The 21565-nt window shown below is 70.1% G+C and carries 20 protein-coding genes and 1 tRNA gene; 11 read left to right on the top strand and 10 right to left on the bottom strand.

Annotation, left to right across the window (positions count from 1 at the left end; all coding sequences use genetic code 11):
- Window positions 1–33 precede the first annotated feature (33 nt).
- The 4 genes from OG898_RS10855 to OG898_RS10840 form a co-directional block, all read right to left on the bottom strand.
- Window positions 34–726, bottom strand: coding sequence for a response regulator transcription factor (locus OG898_RS10855; RefSeq protein WP_266956446.1), 693 nt, complete (start codon window positions 724–726; stop codon window positions 34–36).
- A complete protein-coding gene (locus tag OG898_RS10850; RefSeq protein WP_266956444.1) occupies window positions 723–1892 on the bottom strand; it encodes a sensor histidine kinase in 1170 nt (389 codons plus the stop codon). Before OG898_RS10850 ends, OG898_RS10855 begins: the two co-directional genes overlap by 4 nt.
- Window positions 1893–1909: 17 nt before the next feature.
- Window positions 1910–2686, bottom strand: coding sequence for a hypothetical protein (locus OG898_RS10845; protein ID WP_266956442.1), 777 nt, complete (start codon window positions 2684–2686; stop codon window positions 1910–1912).
- Between the two features lie 234 nt (window positions 2687–2920).
- A tRNA-Gly gene (locus OG898_RS10840) sits at window positions 2921–2991 on the bottom strand.
- Between the two features lie 455 nt (window positions 2992–3446).
- On the opposite strand from OG898_RS10840, the gene dcd reads away from it, so the two are divergent.
- Complete coding sequence (gene dcd, locus OG898_RS10835; protein ID WP_243330723.1) at window positions 3447–4034, top strand: dCTP deaminase; 588 nt, start codon at window positions 3447–3449, stop codon at window positions 4032–4034.
- On the top strand, window positions 4031–4555 hold the full coding sequence (locus OG898_RS10830; RefSeq protein ID WP_250748705.1) for a phosphoribosyltransferase: 525 nt from the start codon (window positions 4031–4033) through the stop codon (window positions 4553–4555). Before dcd ends, OG898_RS10830 begins: the two co-directional genes overlap by 4 nt.
- Before the next feature lie 95 nt (window positions 4556–4650).
- Here OG898_RS10830 and OG898_RS10825 read toward each other — a convergent pair whose 3' ends face one another.
- Window positions 4651–5577, bottom strand: a complete 927-nt coding sequence (locus OG898_RS10825; RefSeq protein ID WP_250748706.1) for a Yip1 family protein — start codon at window positions 5575–5577, stop codon at window positions 4651–4653.
- Between the two features lie 310 nt (window positions 5578–5887).
- Between OG898_RS10825 and OG898_RS10820 the strand changes: the two genes are divergently transcribed.
- Complete coding sequence (locus tag OG898_RS10820; RefSeq protein WP_266956440.1) at window positions 5888–6937, top strand: hypothetical protein; 1050 nt, start codon at window positions 5888–5890, stop codon at window positions 6935–6937.
- A 73-nt stretch (window positions 6938–7010) separates the two neighbouring features.
- Here OG898_RS10820 and OG898_RS10815 read toward each other — a convergent pair whose 3' ends face one another.
- Together OG898_RS10815 and OG898_RS10810 are read right to left on the bottom strand one after the other, a co-directional pair.
- Window positions 7011–9410 carry a (Fe-S)-binding protein gene (locus OG898_RS10815; RefSeq protein WP_250748709.1) on the bottom strand — a complete coding sequence of 800 codons (2400 nt, stop codon included), beginning with the start codon at window positions 9408–9410 and terminating at the stop codon, window positions 7011–7013.
- A gap of 110 nt (window positions 9411–9520) precedes the next feature.
- On the bottom strand, window positions 9521–10057 hold the full coding sequence (locus tag OG898_RS10810) for a sugar transferase (protein WP_250748710.1): 537 nt from the start codon (window positions 10055–10057) through the stop codon (window positions 9521–9523).
- Between the two features lie 184 nt (window positions 10058–10241).
- Between OG898_RS10810 and dnaK the strand changes: the two genes are divergently transcribed.
- The 4 genes from dnaK to OG898_RS10790 are packed head-to-tail and all read left to right on the top strand — an operon-like array spanning window position 10242 to window position 14468.
- Window positions 10242–12089 (top strand): molecular chaperone DnaK, encoded by a 1848-nt coding sequence (dnaK, locus tag OG898_RS10805; protein ID WP_250748711.1) that lies wholly within the window; start codon window positions 10242–10244, stop codon window positions 12087–12089.
- A complete protein-coding gene (grpE, locus tag OG898_RS10800; RefSeq protein ID WP_250748716.1) occupies window positions 12089–12772 on the top strand; it encodes a nucleotide exchange factor GrpE in 684 nt (227 codons plus the stop codon). Before dnaK ends, grpE begins: the two co-directional genes overlap by 1 nt.
- Before the next feature lie 39 nt (window positions 12773–12811).
- Entirely contained in the window at window positions 12812–13999 is a 1188-nt protein-coding gene (gene dnaJ / locus OG898_RS10795; RefSeq protein ID WP_250748719.1) for a molecular chaperone DnaJ, read from the top strand.
- 1 nt (window position 14000) lies between these two features.
- Window positions 14001–14468 (top strand): helix-turn-helix domain-containing protein, encoded by a 468-nt coding sequence (locus OG898_RS10790; RefSeq protein WP_250748722.1) that lies wholly within the window; start codon window positions 14001–14003, stop codon window positions 14466–14468.
- A gap of 118 nt (window positions 14469–14586) precedes the next feature.
- Here OG898_RS10790 and OG898_RS10785 read toward each other — a convergent pair whose 3' ends face one another.
- Window positions 14587–15606 (bottom strand): helix-turn-helix transcriptional regulator, encoded by a 1020-nt coding sequence (locus tag OG898_RS10785; protein ID WP_250748724.1) that lies wholly within the window; start codon window positions 15604–15606, stop codon window positions 14587–14589.
- Between the two features lie 190 nt (window positions 15607–15796).
- Between OG898_RS10785 and OG898_RS10780 the strand changes: the two genes are divergently transcribed.
- Together OG898_RS10780 and OG898_RS10775 are read left to right on the top strand one after the other, a co-directional pair.
- Window positions 15797–15919: a hypothetical protein gene (locus OG898_RS10780; protein ID WP_266956434.1), complete on the top strand. Its 123-nt coding sequence runs from the start codon at window positions 15797–15799 to the stop codon at window positions 15917–15919.
- Complete coding sequence (locus tag OG898_RS10775) at window positions 15919–16230, top strand: (2Fe-2S)-binding protein (protein ID WP_250748726.1); 312 nt, start codon at window positions 15919–15921, stop codon at window positions 16228–16230. The genes OG898_RS10780 and OG898_RS10775 overlap by 1 nt, the downstream gene beginning before the upstream one ends.
- 147 nt (window positions 16231–16377) lie before the next feature.
- Here OG898_RS10775 and OG898_RS10770 read toward each other — a convergent pair whose 3' ends face one another.
- Window positions 16378–16824 carry a pyridoxamine 5'-phosphate oxidase family protein gene (locus tag OG898_RS10770; protein ID WP_250748728.1) on the bottom strand — a complete coding sequence of 149 codons (447 nt, stop codon included), beginning with the start codon at window positions 16822–16824 and terminating at the stop codon, window positions 16378–16380.
- A gap of 119 nt (window positions 16825–16943) precedes the next feature.
- Between OG898_RS10770 and clpB the strand changes: the two genes are divergently transcribed.
- Both clpB and OG898_RS10760 read left to right on the top strand, forming a co-directional pair.
- Entirely contained in the window at window positions 16944–19529 is a 2586-nt protein-coding gene (gene clpB, locus OG898_RS10765) for an ATP-dependent chaperone ClpB (protein WP_266956430.1), read from the top strand.
- A gap of 195 nt (window positions 19530–19724) precedes the next feature.
- Window positions 19725–20276, top strand: coding sequence for a YbjN domain-containing protein (locus tag OG898_RS10760; RefSeq protein WP_250748732.1), 552 nt, complete (start codon window positions 19725–19727; stop codon window positions 20274–20276).
- A gap of 54 nt (window positions 20277–20330) precedes the next feature.
- On the opposite strand, the gene OG898_RS10755 is transcribed toward OG898_RS10760, so the two are convergent.
- Window positions 20331–21509, bottom strand: coding sequence for a mannosyltransferase family protein (locus OG898_RS10755; RefSeq protein ID WP_266956428.1), 1179 nt, complete (start codon window positions 21507–21509; stop codon window positions 20331–20333).
- Window positions 21510–21565: the final 56 nt, after the last annotated feature.

The following is a 21565-nucleotide window of genomic DNA, read 5'->3' as shown; positions in this document are numbered from 1 at the left end:
GTCCTGGTACCTGCCCTGGGCCAGGGCCGTCTCTCAGCGCGCTTCCAGGCCGCCGCCGGAGGCCGACACGACTCCGGACTCGTACGCCGCTATCACCAGCTGGGCGCGGTCGCGGGCACCCAGCTTGGCCAGGAGGCGGCCGATATGGGTCTTCACCGTGCCCATGCTCAGGTGCAGACCCGCCGCGATCTCGTCATTCGACAGGCCCCGCGCGATCAGCTCGAGGACCTCGCGCTCCCGCTCCGTCACTCCCGTCAGCGGGGCGGGACCCCGGCTCGGGGCCGGGTCGCGCCTGCTGGTGAAGTCCTCGATCAAGCGGCGCGTGACGGACGGAGCGAGCAGGGAGTCGCCCGCGGCGACGACCTGGATGGCGGCCAGGACTTCCGCGGGCGGGGCGTCCTTGAGGAGGAAGCCCGCGGCGCCGGCCCGCAGGGCCGCGTAGACGTACTCGTCGAGGTCGAACGTGGTCAGGATCAGCACCCGTACGCCGGCTGTCTCGGGGGAACCGCAGATCAGCCGGGTCGCCTCGATCCCGTCCATGACCGGCATCCGGACGTCCATCAGGACCACGTCCGGCCGGTGCAGGCGAGCGAGTTCGACGGCCTCCGCCCCGTTGCCCGCCTCTCCGACGGCGGTGAGGCCGGGCTCGTTGTCGACGAGGATCCGGAAGGAGCCCCGCAGCAACACCTGGTCGTCGACGAGGAGTACCCGGGTCGCATCGGTCATTCGGTCCTCCTCGCGCCGTCCCGGGGCAGGCTGGCGGAGACCATGAAGCCACCCTCGGTACGTGGGCCCGCGCTGAATGTCCCGCCGTACGTCATCACTCGCTCCCGCATGCCCACCAGGCCGTGCCCGCCCGGCGGCGCGCGGTCGGGGCCGCGGACGCCGTCGTCCGTGACATCGATGCGCACTTCGCGGGAGTCCGCCTCGACCGTCACCCGGCAGCGTGCGGGGGCCGCGTGCTTCACCGTGTTGGTGAGGGACTCCTGGACGATCCGGTGAACGGCCAAGGAGATTCCGGCGGACACACCTTCGTCCGGGACCCGGACCGTGAGCTCCACCGCCACGCCGGCCCGTCGGGCCTGATCGGCCAGCAGGGGGAGGTCGTCGATTCCGGGCGCCGGGCCCAGGGGGACGTCGGCTGTGTCGGCGCGTAGAACACCAAGGGCGCGGCGCATGTCGGTCATGGCGGCGCGGCTGGTCTGCTCGATGACACGCAGGGCATCCACGGCCTCCTCCGGGCGGCGCTGGGCGACATGACCGGCGACGCCCGCCTTCACGGCGATCAGGCTGAGGCTGTGCGACACGATGTCATGCAACTCGCGTGCGATCCTCAGCCGTTCCTCGACGATTGCAACTTCGGTGTGGCGGGCGGCGTGGTCCGCTTCCTGGGCCCGGCGGGCGCGCACCGCGAAGCCCGCCGCCCAGCCGCCGCCCAGGACCAGCCAGACGATGGCGGCGACACCGGTTGCCCCGCTCCAGCTCTCGGCCGGGGTGACCACGGCCTCCCCGGTGATTACGGCAGCCGCCGAAGCGGCGAGTGCGGCGGCCAGCACCGGTACGGAGTGGCGGGGGGCCCGGGTGAGGGCGACCGCGTAGAGGGTGAGACCGACCGCGAGGTACGGCTCGCGCGTGATGTCCAGGAGGGTGGCGGCGACGGCTCCGGCAACGGCCGTCAGCGCGGCCGGCACGGGCCACCGCCGGCGGCCCGCGACCGGAAGGCCGACCGCCGTGGCTACGAGCAACCCCGCCCACACCGGTCCGGTGTAGGCGGGCTGGGCGGCGTTGCCGGGCATCCTGGCGAAGCCCGCGTAAGTGACGGCGATCAGGAGCGCGGCGGTCGCGTCGAGGGCGAGGAGATGGCTGTCGTGCGGTCGCCGGAGGAGACGCATGGCCCGACCGTACATCGTCAACCGGCCTGACCTGCAACGGTCATGACCGCGACGGCCATGACGACCGCGGCGGTCCAGCACAGCACGGCGGCTCGGCGTGGCGTCGGGCCGTCGCGGAGGACGGTGACACCCAGCGGCACGAGGGCGAGGCAGAGTCCGGCGACGGCCACGACCGACAGGGGAGTGGTGCCCTTGAGTACCCCGAGCGGCAGCGCGGCGGCGGTCGCGAGGGCGAGGGCGCGTACCGGGCCGAGTATCCGAGCCCGCCAGGCGCCGATGGCGAGCAGCAGCCAGCCGCCCATGATCGCAAGGTTGAGGGCGCTGAAGATGTGGAAGGCGCCGTACGTTTCGCCGACGAACCGGGCGGCGACTTCGGCGCCTTGCCGCTCGGCGAGCTGGAAGGCGAGGTGGTCCACTCCGGCGTGGAAAGTCCGGGCGAAGAGCCCGAGGACGGCGAAGATCCCTCCCCACAGGGCCAGTCCGGGGCTGCGGTGGCCGATGCGGGTCGCGAGCGTGGCGACGGCGGGCCAGAGCAGGACGGTCCCGGCAGCGAAGGTGCCGTAGGAGGCCGCGATCAGGCCGGGGTGTTCGACGCGGGCGGTGAGTTGCTCGGGGTAGAAGAAGTGGAACGGCAGTCTCAACAGGACTCCGGTGCCCACGAGCAGCGGCCCGCCGACCAGCGAGACCCCGCCCGCCCAAAGCCCGGGAAAGCCGGACCACTCCATCGGCAACAGCTGGGCCTTCGCCGGGGCGGCGTTGTCGTCTACGGGGGGTGTGTTCTGTGTGGTCGTCATGCCCCGAACGATCCCGCGCGCAAGGCCCCCGTCGCGTCGGAGCACGGTCCGCTTCCCGCCATCGGCCCCAGGTCGGACGGGCGCCCTTCTCTCACCCCGGCATCAGACCACGGTCCGACACAAGACACAGAGTGGACAGGGCACGACCCCGCTGGTGCGCAAGTGGTGCGGGACTCCTGAATAGGTCTAGACAACGACGAAGCCCCAGGTCGCTGACCTGGGGCTTCGTTCAAGAGCGGATGACGGGAATCGAACCCGCGCTATAAGCTTGGGAAGCTCATGTTCTACCATTAAACTACATCCGCATAGTGGCCCAGTTGCCTGGAGCGCTATCGTTTCTCACCCTACCCCATGATCGTCCCCTGGTGAATTCGTCCCGGGGGTGGTGTCGCGTGCGGGGTGTACGGAGGGTCGTGGGGGCGGGAGTTGGGGCGTACCGTGTGCGTGCGGAGCGGCGGCTGGAGTGGGTCTTGTTCATCCCCTAATGTGGCGATTCATCGCAGTACGGCTGGTTGGGGAAAGGGACTCGATGGAGCACACCGTCGTCCGTTGTGCCGAAGGGCACGTGTTCAGCACCGCTTCGTTCCCGCTGCAGCACCTCGGTGCCGGCCGGATCGGGCCGGGGCGGCTGTTGCGGTGCCCGCGCTGTGCGCGGCTGCGGCATGCCGTGCCCGTGGGAGCGGCGCCGAAGCGGTAGACACCGGCGCGCGGGGACCCGCCTCGATTGGGGCGGCCCGCGCGCTCTGCGTATCCTCGGGACGTGCTTCTCTCTGATAAAGACATCCGGGCCGAGATCGACAGCGGACGGGTTCGCATCGACCCCTTCGACGAGTCGATGGTGCAGCCCTCCAGCATCGATGTACGTCTCGACCGGTTCTTCCGGGTCTTCGAGAATCACCGCTACGCCCACATCGACCCCGCTGTCGAGCAGAGCGACCTGACCCGGATGGTCGAGCCCGAGGGGGACGAGGCGTTCATCCTCCACCCCGGTGAGTTCGTCCTCGCGTCGACCTACGAGGTCATCTCGCTGCCCGACGACATCGCCTCCAGACTGGAGGGGAAGTCCAGTCTCGGCCGGCTGGGGCTGGTGACCCATTCGACCGCCGGGTTCATCGACCCGGGGTTCTCCGGGCACGTGACGCTGGAGCTGTCGAACCTCGCCACGCTGCCGATCAAGCTCTGGCCGGGTATGAAGATCGGGCAGCTGTGCCTGTTCCGGCTCAGCTCGCCCGCGGAGTTCCCGTACGGGAGCGAGCGGTACGGATCGCGGTACCAGGGCCAGCGCGGCCCGACGGCCTCGCGGTCCTTCCAGAACTTCCACCGGACCCAGGTGAGGCACGAGGCATGAGTGACGCAGCGAGCGACGGAGTGAGTGGCGGAGTGCGCGAGAACCTCGACTACGAGGGGTTCGGGCGGGCCGTGCGGGAGCTGGCGCAGACGATCGCCGACGACGGCTACGAGCCCGACATCATCCTGAGCATCGCCCGCGGCGGCGTCTTCGTCGCCGGTGGTCTGGCGTACGCCCTGGACTGCAAGAACATCCACCTGGTGAACGTGGAGTTCTACACCGGGGTGGGGACCACCTTGGAGATGCCGGTCATGCTGGCACCCGTGCCCGAGGCGATCGACTTCACCGCCAAGAAGGTGCTGATCGCCGACGACGTCGCCGACACCGGCAAGACGCTCAAGCTGGTGCACGACTTCTGCCTCGGGCACGTCGCCGAGGTCCGGTCCGCCGTGATCTACGAGAAGTCCCACTCGCTCGTGAAGTGCGAGTACGTGTGGAAGAAGACCGACGAGTGGGTCAACTTCCCCTGGTCGGTCGAACCGCCCGTCGTGAAGCGTGAAGGACAGGTTCTCGACGCCTGAGGGCGAGGAGAACGAGTGAGTGTGCGGAGGGGCCCGGCGCGCGGTGCGCGCCGGGCCCCTCCGTGTGTGTGCGTGTGTGTCCGCGCGTGTCTGCGCTAGATCGTGCCCAGCTTGATGATCGACAGCAGGGCGATCAGCTGGATCGCCGACGCGCCCAGGGCCTTCGGCCACGGCAGGTCGTGCGATTTGCTGATCAGGGAGGTGAAGAGCGCGCCGGCCGCCACCCATGTGGCCCAGCCGAGGATCTGGACGAGCATGTTGTCGCCGCCCAGGAACATGGCGAACAGCAGGCGCGGGACGTCCGTCAGGCTCATGACCAGCATCGACAGGCCCACCGTGGGCTGCCACGACCCGTCGCCGCCCAGCTGGCGGGCCAGCGTGTGGGTGACGGCGCCGAGGACCAGGCCGCAGATCACGAAGGCCACGCCCGCCGAGAGCACGATCGGGACGGCCTTGGAGAGGGTGGCGTTGATGACGTCGTTGCGGGTGTCGTCGAGGCCGAAGACCGCGAGCAGCCCGTAGAGGAAGGTCACGATCAGCGCCGGCCCCCAGACGGCGTAGTCGCGCATCTGCAGGAAGGTCGGGCCCGGGCGGGTCACGATGCCCCGGATCAGTTCCTTCCACGGCAGCCGCGGACCGGTGGGGGCGGCGGCCTGGGCCGCGCCCGCGTGGTAGGTCGCGCCCTGGTTGTACGGGTACGGGTCCTCGCCGATGGCGAAGGCCTGGGTGTACCCGGGTGAGTCGCTCGGGCCGCCGGCTCCCTGGACGGGGGGATGGCCGTAGCCGTATCCCTGGCCCTGACCTTGGCCCTGGCCGGCGTGACCGCCGTGAGGGTCGAAGTATTCGGGCTCGCCGTGGCCCCCGGGAGCGGCCTGCTGCGGCCACTGCTGGGGTGCGTAGGGCTGCTGGCCGTACGGTGCGGGCGCCTGGGGCGCCTGCTGCGAGCCGTACGGCTGCTGCCGCGGGGGTTGTTGCGGGGTGCGGTTGTTGTCCCGGCCGCGTCCGATCCTGAATCCAGCCACGTGATCGAAAGTACCCGCTCCCGGGCGGGCGAGTGGCCGGGCCGGGGGAAGAGGCCCCCTTTGCGGCTGAGCTGTGACATCCCCTAGGGGGTACCTGGAGGGCCTTCTCAGGGTGGGAGGGAGGTGGGGGCGAGGTCGGTTCGAGGTCGGTCCGGGGTGGGTCCGGGGTGGGTCCGGGGTGGGTTACGTGGCTGCGCGGCAGTCTGCTGATGTCCGTTACATCTCCGACGGAATACGGACATAACAGCTCCGTAGCTTCGTAGACGTAGCCACCGCCACGAAGCCGAACGAGCACGAGAAGAGCCCCGTCATGCGTAGCCCGCACCGTCGCACCACCCTCCGTACCGCCGCCGTCGTGGCCGGTGCGGCCGCCGTCCTCGCCCTTCCGGTGGGGTCCGCCTTCGCGGATTCCCCGGCGGTACCGGACCCGCAGGTCCTGCCCGGTGTCGAGCAGCCGTCCGTCGACCCGAGCGTCCCGCCGACCACGCCGCCGACCACGCCTCCCACCACGCCGCCGACGACCCCGCCCACCACGCCCCCGACCACCCCGCCCGTGAAGCCCTCGGTCCGGGCCTACGTCACGACCGTGAAGCTGGCCGACGGAACCGTCGCCAAGGTCTACAAGATCGATGAGGGCCACTTCGAGGCCGACATCTTCGCCGGTGACGTCAAGCTGGACACCCTGGTCAGCAAGGGCGGCAAGCCTGCCCGCGGCCAGAACAACGGCCTGCACGTGGTCCTCCAGCCGAACGGCACCGTCACCTCGTGGGTCGAGGGCGCGACCAAGCCGGTCGAGAAGCCGAAGCCGGTGGAGAAGCCGAAGCCGGTGGAGAAGAAGGAGAACGTCGTCCAGGTCGCCATGCCCGACGGGCGCAACGCGCGGCTGATCGACGGCCCGAACGGCAAGCGTGTCGAGATCTCCATGCCGAACGGGAACCTCCTCGGCACGATCGACCTGAAGCACCCGACCGCGACGAACGACGGCTGGACGTACAAGCTCGTCCAGGACGGGAAGCGCGTGAAGTTCGTCGTCATCGACGGCAAGAACGGCGGGAACAGCTGGGTCTACGACTTCACCAGCGGCAAGCTGATCGAGAAGTACGAGGTGGACAAGGGCGCCAAGGACCGCAAGGCCGTCGCGAAGGACACGAAGCCCGTCGCCCAGCCGGTCGAGAAGAAGGCCGTCGAGCGGGTCGTGCCGAAGGGCGGCGTGAAGGCCGGTGCGGAGGGTGTCGCGCCGGTGTCCGCCGAAGGCGGCGACGGCACACTGATGCTCGCCGCCGGCGGTGGCATGGCGGCGGTGGGCGCCGCGGGCCTCGGCTTCGCGATGCTGCGCCGCAGCCGGTCCGACCAGGCCTGACCGGAGCCCGGAACAGCGGAACGGCCCGCCCCCCTGTGGGGGCGGGCCGTTCCGGCGTTCGGTGCTGCGCGGGCTACTTCGCCTCGGCGTCGGTCTCCGGCTCGGCCGGGGTTTCCGCAGCCTTCGGCGCGGGCTCCTCGGCCTTGGCCTCGGCAGGTGCCTCGGCCTTCGCCTCGGCCGCAGCCTCCGGCTTCGCGGCGGGCTCCGCGACGGGCTCCACGACCTCCGCCGCAGGCTCCGGCTCCGGCTCCACCACCGGAGGTTCCGGCGTCTTCACCGATTCCAGCAGCAGCTGCGCCACGTCGACCACCGTGACGTGTTCCTTCGCCTGGCCCTCGTTCTTCTTGCCGTTCACCGAGTCGGTGAGCATGACGAGGCAGAAGGGGCAGGCGGTGGAGACGATGTCCGGGTTCAGGGACAGGGCCTCGTCGACGCGCTCGTTGTTGATGCGCTTGCCGATCCGCTCCTCCATCCACATGCGCGCGCCACCGGCGCCACAGCAGAAGCCCCGCTCCTTGTGGCGGTGCATCTCCTGCTGGCGCAGGCCCGGCACGGCCGACATGATCTCGCGCGGCGGCGTGTAGACCTTGTTGTGCCGGCCCAGGTAGCAGGGGTCGTGGTACGTGATCAGCCCGTCGACCGGGGTCACCGGCGTGAGGCGGCCCTCGTCGATCAGGTGCTGGAGCAGCTGCGTGTGGTGGATGACCTCGTACTCGCCGCCCAGCTGCGGGTACTCGTTCGCGATGGTGTTGAAGCAGTGCGGGCAGGTGGAGACGATGCGCTTCGCCGACTTCGGCTTCTTCGTCTCCGGGTCCTCGTCGTCCTCGCCGAAGGCCATGTTCAGCATCGCGACGTTCTCCGACGCGAGCTGCTGGAAGAGCGGCTCGTTGCCCAGGCGGCGCGGGGAGTCACCCGTGCACTTCTCGTCGCCGCCCATGATCGCGAACTTGACGCCCGCGATGTTCAGCAGCTCGGCGAAGGCCTTCGTGGTCTTCTTCGCCCGGTCCTCGAGCGCGCCCGCGCAGCCGACCCAGTACAGGTAGTCGAACTCGGAGAGGTCCTCCGCGTCCTTGCCGATGATCGGGACCTCGAAGTCCACCTCCTTGGTCCACTCGACGCGCTGCTTCTTCGCGAGGCCCCAGGGGTTGCCCTTCTTCTCCAGGTTCTTGAGCATCGTGCCCGCCTCCGACGGGAACGCGCTCTCGATCATCACCTGGTAGCGCCGCATGTCGACGATGTGGTCGATGTGCTCGATGTCCACCGGGCACTGCTCGACGCACGCACCGCAGCTCGTGCAGGACCACAGGACGTCGGGGTCGATGACCCCGTTCTCCTCGGCGGTGCCGATCAGCGGGCGCTCGGCCTCGGCCAGAGCGGCGGCCGGGACGTTGGCGAGCTGCTCCGGCGTCGCCTTCTCGTTGCCCTCCATGTCCTTGCCGCCACCGGCCAGCAGGTACGGGGCCTTGGCGTGCGCGTGGTCGCGCAGCGACATGATCAGGAGCTTGGGGGAGAGGGGCTTGCCCGTGTTCCAGGCCGGGCACTGCGACTGGCAGCGACCGCACTCCGTGCACGTGGAGAAGTCGAGGATGCCCTTCCACGAGAACTGCTCGACCTGCGAGACGCCGAAGACGTCGTCCTCGCCCGGGTCTTCGAAGTCGATGACCTTGCCGCCCGAGGTCATGGGCTGGAGGGCGCCGAGCGCCGTCGCGCCGTCGGCGTTCCGCTTGAACCAGATGTTCGGGAAGCCGAGGAAGCGGTGCCAGGCGACACCCATGTTGGTGTTGAGCGAGACCACGATCATCCAGATCAGCGAGGTGCCGATCTTGATCATCGCGGTGAAGTAGATGGCGTTCTGCAGGGCGCCGAGCGACATGCCCTTGAACGCCAGCACCAGCGGGTACGAGACGAAGTACGCCGGCTCGTACGAGTCCACGTGGTGGATCGCGCCTTCGAGGCCGCGCAGGCACAGGATCGCGAGGCCGATGGTCAGGATGATGTACTCGACGAAGTACGCCTGCCAGGCCTTGGAGCCGGCGAAGCGCGACTTGCGGCCGGCCCGCGAGGGCAGCGACGCGAGGCGGATCCCCATCAGGACGAGGATGCCGAGCACGGTCATGATGCCGATGAACTCGATGTAGAGCTCGAACGGCAGGAAGCCGCCGATGACCGGCAGCACCCAGTCGGCCTCGAAGAGCTGCCCGTACGCCTGCACCAGCGTGGGCGGCAGCGTCAGGAAGCCGATCGCGACGAACCAGTGCGCGAAGCCGACGAGGCCCCAGCGGTTCATCCGGCTGTGGCCGAGGAACTCCCGGGCAAGGGTGAGCGTTCGGGACTTCGGGTCGTCCGTACGGCTGCCCGCCGGTACGGGCTGTCCGAGCTTCACGAAGCGGTAGATCTGCGCCACGGCTCGGGCGAGCAGCGCGACGCCGACCACGGTCAGGACCAGCGACACGATGATCGCGGCGAGTTGCATGGGAGGGCTCCTCGGGCGGCACTTACTAAGCGGTAACTTATCCAGTCAAGGCTTGAGGTTACCCAGTCCCGACGCCGCAATGTAGCCGAGCGTGCGGTGATCTGCGTCGCTCAGGGTTGCCTGTGCCGCCAGGCCGCCCGCGGGGTCTGCGCGAGGATCGCCAGGTCCATCCCCAGCCAGTGGTTCTCCACATAGTGCCGGTCCAGCAGGTCCATCTCCTCCCACGGCAGGTCCGAACGTGCGCTCACCTGCCACAGTCCGGTCATCCCGGGCCGTACGAGGAGCCGCTCGGGCCGGTCCGACAGGCCGTTCCCGGGGCGCGGCCCGACCAGTGACATCTCGCCCCGCACCACGTTGAGCAGCTGCGGCAGTCCGTCCAGCGCGCACCGCTCCAGCGCCGCCCCGGCCCGGCCCTTGCCGACGCGGAACCGCCACGCCCGGTAGGGCCGCCCGGCCAGGCCCGCCGCCGGCTCGCGCACGAGGACGCCCGCGCCCTGGGTCGCGTACAGCAGTCCGGCGGCCAGCAGCAGCGGGACGAGGAGCACCCCGAGCAGGAGCGCCGCTCCGGCGAGGTCGAGCACCCGCTTGGCCGACGGCCTGGCGGGCCAGGGCCCCGGCAGGGCGGGGAGGCGTAGCAGCAGAGGCATGTCTGCACCGTGCCGGTGCCTCCGGCGGTTGTGCGGTTGCCGCGCGGCCGGGGTGCCCCGAATGGCGCTCCTGAGCGTAAGCGTGGCCTAAAGGTTGAGTCGCCTCGACTCACCTCTGTTGACACCGGCGGAGCGTTGGGGCACGCTTGAGTCTGTTCCACTCAAGTCAGCTGGAGGAATCAAAATGGCACGTGCGGTCGGCATCGACCTGGGCACCACTAACTCCGTCGTCAGCGTTCTGGAAGGCGGCGAGCCCACCGTCATCACCAACGCCGAGGGCGCCAGGACCACGCCGTCCGTCGTCGCCTTCGCCAAGAACGGCGAGGTCCTCGTCGGCGAGGTGGCCAAGCGCCAGGCGGTCACGAACGTGGACCGGACCATCCGCTCCGTCAAGCGCCACATGGGCACTGACTGGAAGATCAACCTGGATGGCAAGGACTTCAACCCGCAGCAGATGAGCGCCTTCATCCTGCAGAAGCTGAAGCGCGACGCCGAGGCGTACCTGGGTGAGAAGGTCACGGACGCGGTCATCACCGTCCCGGCCTACTTCAACGACTCCGAGCGTCAGGCGACGAAGGAGGCCGGTGAGATCGCGGGCCTGAACGTCCTGCGCATCGTCAACGAGCCGACCGCCGCCGCCCTGGCGTACGGCCTCGACAAGGACGACCAGACCATTCTCGTCTTCGACCTCGGTGGCGGCACCTTCGACGTGTCCCTCCTGGAGATCGGCGACGGCGTCGTCGAGGTGAAGGCCACCAACGGTGACAACCACCTCGGTGGCGACGACTGGGACCAGCGCGTCGTCGACTACCTGGTGAAGCAGTTCCAGAACGGTCACGGCGTCGACCTGGCCAAGGACAAGATGGCGCTCCAGCGCCTGCGCGAGGCCGCCGAGAAGGCGAAGATCGAGCTGTCCTCCTCCACGGAGACCTCGATCAACCTGCCCTACATCACGGCTTCCGCCGAGGGCCCGCTGCACCTGGACGAGAAGCTCACGCGCTCCCAGTTCCAGCAGCTGACCGCGGACCTGCTCGACCGCTGCAAGACCCCGTTCCACAACGTCATCAAGGACGCGGGCATCAACCTGTCCGAGATCGACCACGTGGTCCTGGTCGGCGGCTCCACCCGCATGCCGGCCGTCGCCGAGCTCGTCAAGGAGCTCACCGGCGGTCAGGACGCCAACAAGGGCGTCAACCCGGACGAGGTCGTCGCCATCGGCGCGACCCTCCAGGCGGGCGTGCTCAAGGGTGAGGTCAAGGACGTCCTGCTCCTCGACGTGACCCCGCTGTCCCTGGGTATCGAAACCAAGGGCGGCATCATGACCAAGCTCATCGAGCGCAACACCACGATCCCGACCAAGCGGTCCGAGATCTTCACGACGGCCGAGGACAACCAGCCGTCCGTGCAGATCCAGGTCTACCAGGGCGAGCGCGAGATCGCGGCGTACAACAAGAAGCTCGGCATGTTCGAGCTGACCGGCCTGCCGCCGGCCCCGCGTGGCGTCCCGCAGATCGAGGTCTCCTTCGACATCGACGCGAACGGCATCATGCACGTCACTGCCAAGGACCTGGGCACTGGCAAGGAGCAGAAGATGACCGTCACCGGCGGCTCTTCGCTCGGCAAGGACGAGGTCGACCGCATGCGCCAGGAGGCGGAGCAGTACGCGGACGAGGACCTGCGCCGCAAGGAAGCAGCCGAGTCCCGCAACCAGGGCGAGAGCCTCGTGTACCAGACGGAGAAGTTCGTCAAGGACAACGAGGACAAGGTTCCGGCCGACGTCAAGGAAGAGGTCGAGGCCTCCATCGCCGAGCTGAAGGAAAAGCTCAAGGGCGAGGACGCTGCCGAGATCCGCACCGCGACCGAGAAGCTCGGTGCCGTCAGCCAGAAGCTCGGCCAGGCGATCTACGCCGACGCCCAGGCCGCCCAGGGTGCCGCCGGCGCCGAGGGTGCCCACCAGGCCGCCGACGCGAACGACGACGTCGTCGACGCCGAGATCGTCGACGACGAGAAGCCGAAGGGTGGCGCTGTCTGATGTCGGAGGAGACCCCGGGCTTCGACGAGAAGCCCGAAGTCCCCGCCGACGGCACGCCTGACGACGCCGCCGAGCCGAAGGCCGCAGCTTCCTCCAAGGAGGAGGCCGCGGCCCCGGCCGGGGACTCCGCAGCAGCACAAGGCGCCGGGGACACGGCCCTCCTGGCCCAGCTGGACCAGGCCCGTACCGCGCTCGGCGAGCGCACCGCGGACCTCCAGCGGCTCCAGGCGGAGTACCAGAACTACCGCCGCCGGGTGGAGCGGGACCGGATCGCCGTCAAGGAGATCGCGGTCGCGTCCCTCCTGACGGAGCTGCTCCCGACCCTGGACGACATCGGCCGGGCGCGGGAACATGGCGAGCTGGTCGGCGGCTTCAAGTCGGTGGCCGAATCGCTGGAGACCGCCGCGGCCAAGATGGGCCTGCAGCAGTTCGGCAAGGAGGGCGAGCCCTTCGACCCGACGATCCACGAGGCCCTGATGCACTCGTACGCGCCGGACGTCACCGAGGACACCTGCGTGGCGATCCTGCAGCCGGGCTACCGGATCGGCGAGCGTACGATCCGTCCCGCGCGGGTCGCGGTGGCCGAGCCCCAGCCGGGCGCGGCGCCGAAGTCCGAGGCGGCGGAGGCCGAATCTTCGTCGGACCCGTCCGACAAGGACGCGGATGCAGCCGACAACGGCTGAGGTTGACCACGTAGAGGCACGAGAGGAGGGACACCGGGGATGAGCACGAAGGACTTCGTCGAGAAGGACTACTACAAGGTCCTCGGTGTCCCGAAGGACGCCACCGAGGCCGAGATCAAGAAGGCGTACCGGAAGCTCGCCCGCGAGTTCCACCCGGACGCCAACAAGGGCGACGCCTCGGCCGAGGAGCGCTTCAAGGAGATCTCCGAGGCGAATGACATCCTCGGCGACGCCAAGAAGCGCAAGGAGTACGACGAGGCCCGCGCCCTGTTCGGGAACGGCGGCTTCCGCCCCGGTCCCGGCGGGGGCGGCGGCTCGTTCAACTTCGACCTCGGTGACCTCTTCGGAGGCCAGCAGCAGGGCGGCGCGGGCGGCGGTTTCGGCGGCGGCGGTCTGGGCGACGTCTTCGGCGGCCTGTTCAACCGCGGCGGCGCCGGCGCAGGTGCGGGCACCCGTACCCAGCCGCGCCGCGGCCAGGACATCGAGTCGGAGGTCACCCTCTCCTTCACGGAGGCGGTGGACGGGGCCACGGTCCCGCTCCGGATGTCCTCGCAGGCGCCCTGCAAGGCCTGTTCGGGCACCGGCGACAAGAACGGCACGCCCCGCGTGTGCCCGACCTGCGTCGGCACCGGCCAGGTGTCCCGCGGCAGCGGCGGCGGCTTCTCGCTGACCGACCCCTGCGCGGACTGCAAGGGCCGCGGCCTCATCGCCGAGACCCCCTGCGACATCTGCAAGGGCAGCGGGCGGGCCCGCAGTTCCCGGACCATGCAGGTCCGGATCCCGGCGGGGGTCTCCGACTCCCAGCGGATCCGGCTGCGCGGCAAGGGAGCTCCGGGCGAGCGCGGCGGCCCGGCCGGTGACCTGTACGTGGTCGTGCACGTGGACGCGCACCCGGTCTTCGGCCGCAAGGACGACAACCTCACGGTGACCGTTCCGGTGACCTTCGCGGAGGCGGCGCTCGGAGCCGACATCAAGGTCCCGACCTTGAACGGCCCCTCGGTGACGCTGAAGCTGCCCCCGGGCACCCCGGGCGGCCGCACGATGCGTGCTCGCGGCAAGGGGGCGGTCCGCAAGGACGGCACCCGCGGCGACCTGCTCGTGACGGTGGAGGTCGCCGTCCCGACCGAGCTGAACGACAAGGCCCGCGAGGCCATGGAGCTGTACCGCGAGGCGACGGAGTCCGAGGACCCGCGCTCCGCGCTGTTCGAGTCCGCGAAGGGAGCATGACATGGATGGCCGCCGTAGCCAGGGAACAGGTAAGGGGTACTACCAGCTCACCGATGAGACCCCGGTCTACGTGATCTCGGTGGCCGCCCAGCTCTCGGGCCTGCATCCGCAGACCCTGCGCCAGTACGACCGCCTCGGCCTGGTCTCCCCGGGCCGTACGGCCGGGCGCGGCCGGCGCTACTCGGCCCGTGACATCGAACTGCTCCGCACGGTGCAGGCGCTGTCCCAGGAAGAGGGCATCAACCTGGCCGGCATCAAGCGGATCATCGAGCTGGAGAACCAGGTCGCCGCGCTCCAGCAGCGCGTGGCCGAGCTCTCGAGCGCCGTCGACGGTGCCGCAGCCGTGCTCCAGCAGCGCGAGGCCCAGGTGCACGCCTCGTACCGGCGCGACCTGGTCCCGTACCAGCCTCCGCAGCCGGGCAGTGCCCTGGTCGTCTGGCGGCCGGCGCCCAAGCGCCCGATGGACTGAGCGCGCCCGTACGGACGCGAAGAGAAGGCCCCGCCCGGTTTCACCGGGCGGGGCCTTCCGCATCTGCCACCGGCGCCCTGAGGGCCTCTGAGGGCCTCTGAGGGTTTCTGCGCGGCCCTCAGAGCCGTCGCTCGGGGTCCTCCAGGATTCCCGACCGGGCGATGAGGAAACCGAGCTGCGCCCGGCTGCCGCTGCCCAGGGAGGCCGCCAGCTTGGCGATGTGGGCGCGGCAGGTCCGTACGTTCATCCCCAGCCGGCGCGCGATGGCCTCGTCCACGTGGCCCTCGATGAGGAGCTGGGCGATGGAGCGCTGCACGCCGGAGATGCCGCCGGGGGTGTGCTGGTACGTCACCTCCGCCGACAGCGGCACGGCGCGGTGCCACAGCTGCTCGAAGACCTTGATGAGGTAGTCGACCAGCCCGGGGTGACGCAGTTCCAGGGCGGTCCTGCGGTCGTCGCTCGTGGGGATGAAGGCCACCGTGCGGTCGAAGATCATGAGACGCTCCATGAGCTCTTCGAGCGTGCGGATCTCGACCTTCCCCGCGGAGATCCGGTCCACGTAGGCGAGCGTGCCCTGACTGTGCCGCACGGTGTGCTGGTAGAGCGTCCTTATGCGCACCCCGCGGTTGACGAGGGGAGCGGCGCGCTCCAGCGCCTCCGTGAGCACCGATGTGGACCGTGCGCCGCCCGGCTGTACGGTCAGCACCTCGGTCCGGCACTCCGCGGTGGCCTGGTCGAGGGCGGTGTGGATCTGGTCGAAGCCCTCCAGCACGGTGATGGCGTGGGTGTTCGCGGGGCTCTGGGCGCTGATGGTCAGAAACGGCTCGAATGCGTCGGTGAGATCTATGGTGTCCCGGCGCCGGTCCTGAATCTCCCGTTCGAGCGGATGGAGCCGCTGGGCGAGCGCGACGGACGGCGGAACCGCGCGGAGCTGGTTCGCGTCATCGGGGTCGGGCCTCAGGAGAGCGAATTCGAGCAGGCAGGGGGCGTTCTCGACCTCGCTGCGGGTCACCCGGCCGGTGCTCAGCGCCGCCGTGTAGAGACGGGTCCCCTCGGCGCACATGGACGTGACGGGGTGGGGATGTGTCGGCTTTGTGTTGTTTCTGGGCAAATCTCCACCCCCCAGGGTCCTGAACATGCAAGAACATGATGCATCGTCCCTGTGGCAGCGACGTGCCCGAATAAGCCATCGTCTGACACGCGGGGGAGAAGATTTCCATCAAGTGAGGACGAAGCCGACCATGTACAAGAGAATGCTTCGCTCGGTACTTGCCATTGGGTTCTCCGCCGCTGCGGTCATTGGGGCAGTCAACGCCTTCGGTGGGGACGTGGGGGGTACCGACGCGCCCGCCGTGTCGATAGGCAAGCCCGACCTGGGCTGGGACTCGACACCCAACGACTTGGGCTGGGACTCGGCCACCGCGTCGACCAACGACCTCGGCTGGGACTGATGACGCCCGACGATCACGGCTTCCGCCGTGAAATGGCATCGGCATACCGCTCCGGCTGGCAGTTCATCGATCTCACCAGCGCCATTCCTTACGTCGGTGACTCGCTGAAGGTCACCTTGTTCGGCCAGCCGATCATCGTGGTGCGGGAAGAGGACGAGGACGTCCGTGCCTACCGCTGTCTGCGCCGCCCCCGAGGCGCACCGCAGCCCGTCCGCTGCGAGATCCGGTACGGCATGGTCTTCGTCAATCTGGACCAGCGTGATCACCAACTTTTCGAGCCCGAATCCGCCGCCACCCCCCGCAGTGCCTGAAGCGATTCCCCTGTCGTCGCAGATCGCTCAGGCACTACCCCCACACAGCGACGCCATCGTGGACCTGACCACGATGGCGTCGCTGTGATGTCCGTGTCCAGTGGTTGAACCGGACATCGTTGAACGGGGTACGGCCGGGTTCGCGCGCTACGCGCGGCCCATGGCCCGGTCCAGGCTGATCTCCACGACCACCCGGTCCGGGTTCGGCGAGGGCATCCGCCCGTACCGCTCCGCGTAGCGCCGGACCGCCTCCGCGACCGAGGCCTCGTCGCCACGCACCACCGCGCGGCCCTCCAGGGTCGCCCAGCGCCGCCCCTCCAGCTGGCACACCGCCACCCGGGCCCCGCCCTGCGGGCCGCCCTGCGACGCCAGCACGTTGCGGACCTTCTTGCTGTTCTTGTTGCTGATCACCCGTGCCAGCCCGGCTTCCGGGTCGTAGGTCACGCCCACCGGGACCACGTGCGGGCTGCCGTCGGGGCGGTGGGTGGTCAGCGTGCAGATGTGCCGCTCCCGCCAGAAGGCGAGGTACTCCGGCGTCGGGTTGAGTACGTCTTGGGCTGGGCGGGCCGTGCCGGCCGGGCTGGAAGTCGACATGCGCGAAGGGTACGTCCCCCACCTTGAGTGGAATAGACTCAACTTTGTGCAGGTTACTCATGTAAAGCACATGCAGTGCCCATGCAGTGGGGACTCGAAGCAGGAAGGGAGAGCCGCCCGTGGATGCGGAGCTGACCAACAGGAGCCGGGACGCGCTGAACGCGGCCACGACCAGGGCCGTCAAGGACGGGCACGCGGACCTCACGCCCGCGCACCTGCTGCTGGCGCTGCTCGCCGGCGAGGACAACGAGAACATCACCGACCTGCTCGCCGCGACCGACGCCGACCAGGCCGCCGTACGCGCCGGGGCGGACCGGCTGCTCGCCGCTCTGCCCAGCGTCACGGGCTCCACGGTCGCGCCCCCGCAGCCCAGCCGCGAGCTGCTCGCCGTACTGGCCGAGGCCGATGCGCAGGCCGGGAAGCTCGGCGACGAGTACCTCTCCACCGAACACCTGCTCATCGCCATCGCCGCCAAGGGCGGCGCGGCCGGTGAGCTCCTTTCCGGACAGGGCGCGACCGCGAAGAAGCTGCTGTCGGCCTTCGAGAACGCAAGAGGAGGGCGGCGGGTGACCACCCCCGACCCCGAGGGCCAGTACAAGGCCCTGGAGAAGTTCGGCACCGATTTCACGGCGGCCGCCCGCGAGGGCAAGCTCGACCCGGTCATCGGCCGCGACCACGAGATCCGCCGCGTCGTCCAGGTGCTCTCGCGCCGTACGAAGAACAACCCGGTGCTCATCGGCGAGCCCGGCGTCGGCAAGACCGCCGTCGTCGAGGGCCTGGCCCAGCGCATCGTCAAGGGCGACGTCCCCGAGTCCCTGAAGAACAAGCGGCTGGTCTCCCTGGACCTCGGCGCGATGGTGGCCGGAGCCAAGTACCGCGGCGAGTTCGAGGAGCGCCTCAAGACGGTCCTCGCGGAGATCAAGTCCAGCGACGGCCAGATCATCACCTTCATCGACGAGCTGCACACCGTCGTCGGCGCGGGCGCCGGCGGGGACTCCTCCATGGACGCGGGCAACATGCTCAAGCCCATGCTGGCCCGCGGCGAGCTGCGCATGGTCGGCGCGACCACCCTCGACGAGTACCGCGAGCGGATCGAGAAGGACCCGGCGCTGGAGCGGCGCTTCCAGCAGGTGCTGGTGGCGGAGCCGAGCGTCGAGGACACCATCGCGATCCTGCGCGGGCTCAAGGGCCGCTACGAGGCCCACCACAAGGTCGTCATCAACGACAGCGCCCTCGTCGCCGCCGCCACCCTCTCCGACCGCTACATCACCTCCCGCTTCCTCCCCGACAAGGCCATCGACCTCGTCGACGAGTCCATGTCCCGGCTCCGCATGGAGATCGACTCCTCCCCGCTGGAGATCGACGAGCTCCAGCGCTCGGTCGACCGCCTGCGCATGGAGGAGCTGGCCCTGAACAACGAGTCCGACCCGGCCTCCCGCGAACGCCTCGACAAGATCCGCAAGGACCTCGCGGACAAGGAGGAGGACCTGCGGGGCCTCACCGCCCGCTGGGAGAAGGAGAAGCAGTCCCTCAACCGGGTCGGCGAGCTCAAGGAGCGCCTGGACGACCTGCGCGGCCAGGCCGAGCGCGCCCAGCGCGACGGGGACTTCGACACCGCCTCCAAGCTGCTCTACGGGGAGATCCCGGCCCTGGAGCACGAGCTCGCGGAGGCCACCGAGGCCGAGGCCGAGGTCTCCAAGGACACGATGGTCAAGGACGAGGTCGGCCCCGACGACATCGCCGACGTGGTCGGAGCCTGGACGGGCATCCCGGCCGGCCGCCTCCTGGAGGGCGAGACCCAGAAGCTCCTGCGCATGGAGGAGGAGCTGGGCCGCCGCCTGATCGGCCAGGGCGAGGCCGTGCGGGCCGTCTCCGACGCCGTACGCCGCACCCGCGCGGGCATCGCGGACCCGGACCGCCCGACCGGCTCGTTCCTCTTCCTCGGGCCGACGGGCGTCGGCAAGACGGAGCTGGCCAAGGCCCTGGCGGACTTCCTCTTCGACGACGAGCGGGCCATGATCCGCATCGACATGTCGGAGTACGGCGAGAAGCACAGCGTGGCCCGGCTCGTCGGTGCCCCGCCCGGCTACGTGGGCTACGAGGAGGGCGGCCAGCTGACGGAGGCCGTCCGCCGCCGCCCGTACAGCGTCGTGCTCCTGGACGAGGTGGAGAAGGCCCACCCCGAGGTCTTCGACGTCCTGCTCCAGGTCCTCGACGACGGCCGCCTCACGGACGGCCAGGGCCGCACCGTGGACTTCCGCAACACCATCCTGGTCCTGACCTCGAACCTGGGGTCGCAGTTCCTGATGGATCCGTCCACAGCTGTGGACGAGAAGAAGGCCCGGGTCCTGGACGTGGTGCGGGCCACCTTCAAGCCGGAGTTCCTCAACCGCCTCGACGACCTGGTGGTCTTCTCCGCCCTGAGCGGGGCCGAGCTGGCCCACATCGCCGAGCTCCAGATCGGCCGGCTCGCCAAGCGGCTCGCCGAACGCCGCCTGACCCTGGACGTCACGCCCGAGGCCCTGGCCTGGCTGGCGGACAAGGGCAACGACCCGGCGTACGGAGCCCGCCCCCTGCGCCGCCTGATCCAGACGGCCATCGGCGACCGGCTGGCCAAGGAGATCCTCGCGGGCGAGGTCCGCGACGGCGACACCGTCCGGGTCTCCGTCGCGGGCGACGGCCTGCTGGTGGGCAAGGCGCTGTAGCCGGGGCGCTGCGGCCAGGGCTGTATGGCCGTAATCCGCCGCAATACCGCCTCAGCCGGGCCCCGGAATCCCCGGGGCCCGGCTTACCCGGGCCCTACTCCTGTCCGCCCTGCGCGGATCGGGACCTTCCGGGGTGGACACGGGGTGGGCGCGATGGGGGAGGATGGCCGCATCCGCACGAAGGGAAGTCACACGGTGAGCATCGACCCGGCCTCGATTCCGAACTTCGGAGGGCAGCAGCCCGATCCGCAGGCCACTGGACCGGCGGGCCCCGTCGTCCCCGACCAGGATCTGGTCAAGCAGCTCCTGGAGCAGATGGAGCTCAAGTACGTCGTCGACGACGAGGGTGACCTCGCGGCGCCGTGGGAGGACTTCCGGACGTACTTCATGTTCCGCGGCGAGGACGAGCAGCAGGTCTTCTCCGTGCGGACGTTCTACGACCGCCCGCACAAGATCGAAGAGAAGGCCCAGCTCCTCGAGTCCATCGACGACTGGAACCGCCGCACCCTGTGGCCCAAGGTCTACAGCCACACGCACGACGACGGCTCCGTCCGTCTGATCGGCGAGGCGCAGATGCTGATCGGCACCGGCGTGAACCTGGAGCACTTCGTGTCCTCCACGGTCAGCTGGGTCCGCGCGTCGATCGAGTTCGACAAGTGGCTCGTCGAGACGTTCGGCCTGGAGAAGGAAGTCGACTCCGCCGACAAGAAGGACGACGGCGAGAACGGCGACAGCGAGACCAACTAGGTCCTCGCGGTCCCGCTCCTCGCGGTCCGCGTCCGGCCCCTCGTGGCGCCTGCTCTACGGCGCCACCCCGGACGCGAGCAGCAGGTACGGCCCGTACGCGTACGAGAGCCCGGCCAGCACCCCGGTCACCACGACCGCGGTGCGCGGCCGGGCTTTCGCCATGAGGGCCGCCACCGGCAGCAGCAGCGGGAACGCGGGCAGCAGGAAGCGCGGCTTCGATTCGAAGAAGCCCGCACCGCCGTAGGTCATCACCAGCAGCACGCCCGTGTACACGAGCAGCGGCAGCGGGATCCTGCGGTCGGCCGCCAGCAGCCCGGCGAGCACCAGCGCGGCCGCCAGCAGGACCACCGTCACGATCGTGGCGAGCTCCACGCTCCCGGGCGAGCCCAGCGCGTGCCGCGCGGAGCGCAGCGCCCCCGCGCCGAAGTCGAAGCGCGAGCCCCAGCCGCTCTGCACGGCGAAGTAGCCGCCGAGCGGATCCCCCCGGCGCACGCCGACGAGCAGGACGTACGAGGCCCAGCCCGCGGGAGCGGCCAGCCCGGCCGCCCACACCGCCGCGGGCGCGCGGCCCCGCCGGCGGCAGATCTCGTACGCGGCGGCCGCCGTCACGGCTGCGGCGACCGCGATCCCGGTGGGCCGGGTCAGCCCCGCGAGCACGGCGAGCCCCGCCGCCCACCCCCAGCGGCCCCGCAGCAGGGCGTACAGGGCCCAGGCGGCGAAGGCGGCCAGCAGGGGCTCGGTGTAGGCGAGGGTCAGCATGAGGGCGTGCGGGAGCGCCGCCCACAGCGCGACGAGCAGCAGCCCTGCGCGGGCCCCCAGCAGGTGCTCCCCGACCCGGTACAGCCCCACGGCGGCCGCGCCCGCCGCGATCCAGGCGACGGCCAGCGCGGCGACGGTCAGCGGGCCGGGCAGCACGGCGGAGGCGCAGCGGATCAGGACGGGGTAGAGCGGGAAGAACGCGGAGTCGCTCTGCACGGACCCGATGCCGGGATAGATCTGGGTCCGCCCGTAGCCGTGCTCGGCGATCCGCAGGTACCAGATGGAGTCCCAGGACTCCCCGAGCACCCGTAGGGGGCTGCGCCCGCCCCACCAGGCCGCCACGGCGACCGCCACCACGCCGGCCCCGCGCACGGCGGCGTACACCCCGAGCGCGAGCAGGGGCGCGGGGATCCGGCCGGCCCGGCCGGGGCGCTGCCCGGGCCGTGTGCCGTTCGACAGCGTTTCCGTCGCCATGCGTCCCGACTTTCAGGGGCGCTCCCGGTCGGAGCCGCCACGAGAGGAACCCTACG

It is taken from the genome of Streptomyces sp. NBC_00193, assembly GCF_026342735.1.
In the GTDB taxonomy this organism is placed as follows: domain Bacteria; phylum Actinomycetota; class Actinomycetes; order Streptomycetales; family Streptomycetaceae; genus Streptomyces; species Streptomyces stoeckheimensis.
The sequence above is the reverse complement of the archived record's forward strand: the minus strand, read 5'-3'. Positions and strand labels throughout refer to the sequence as shown.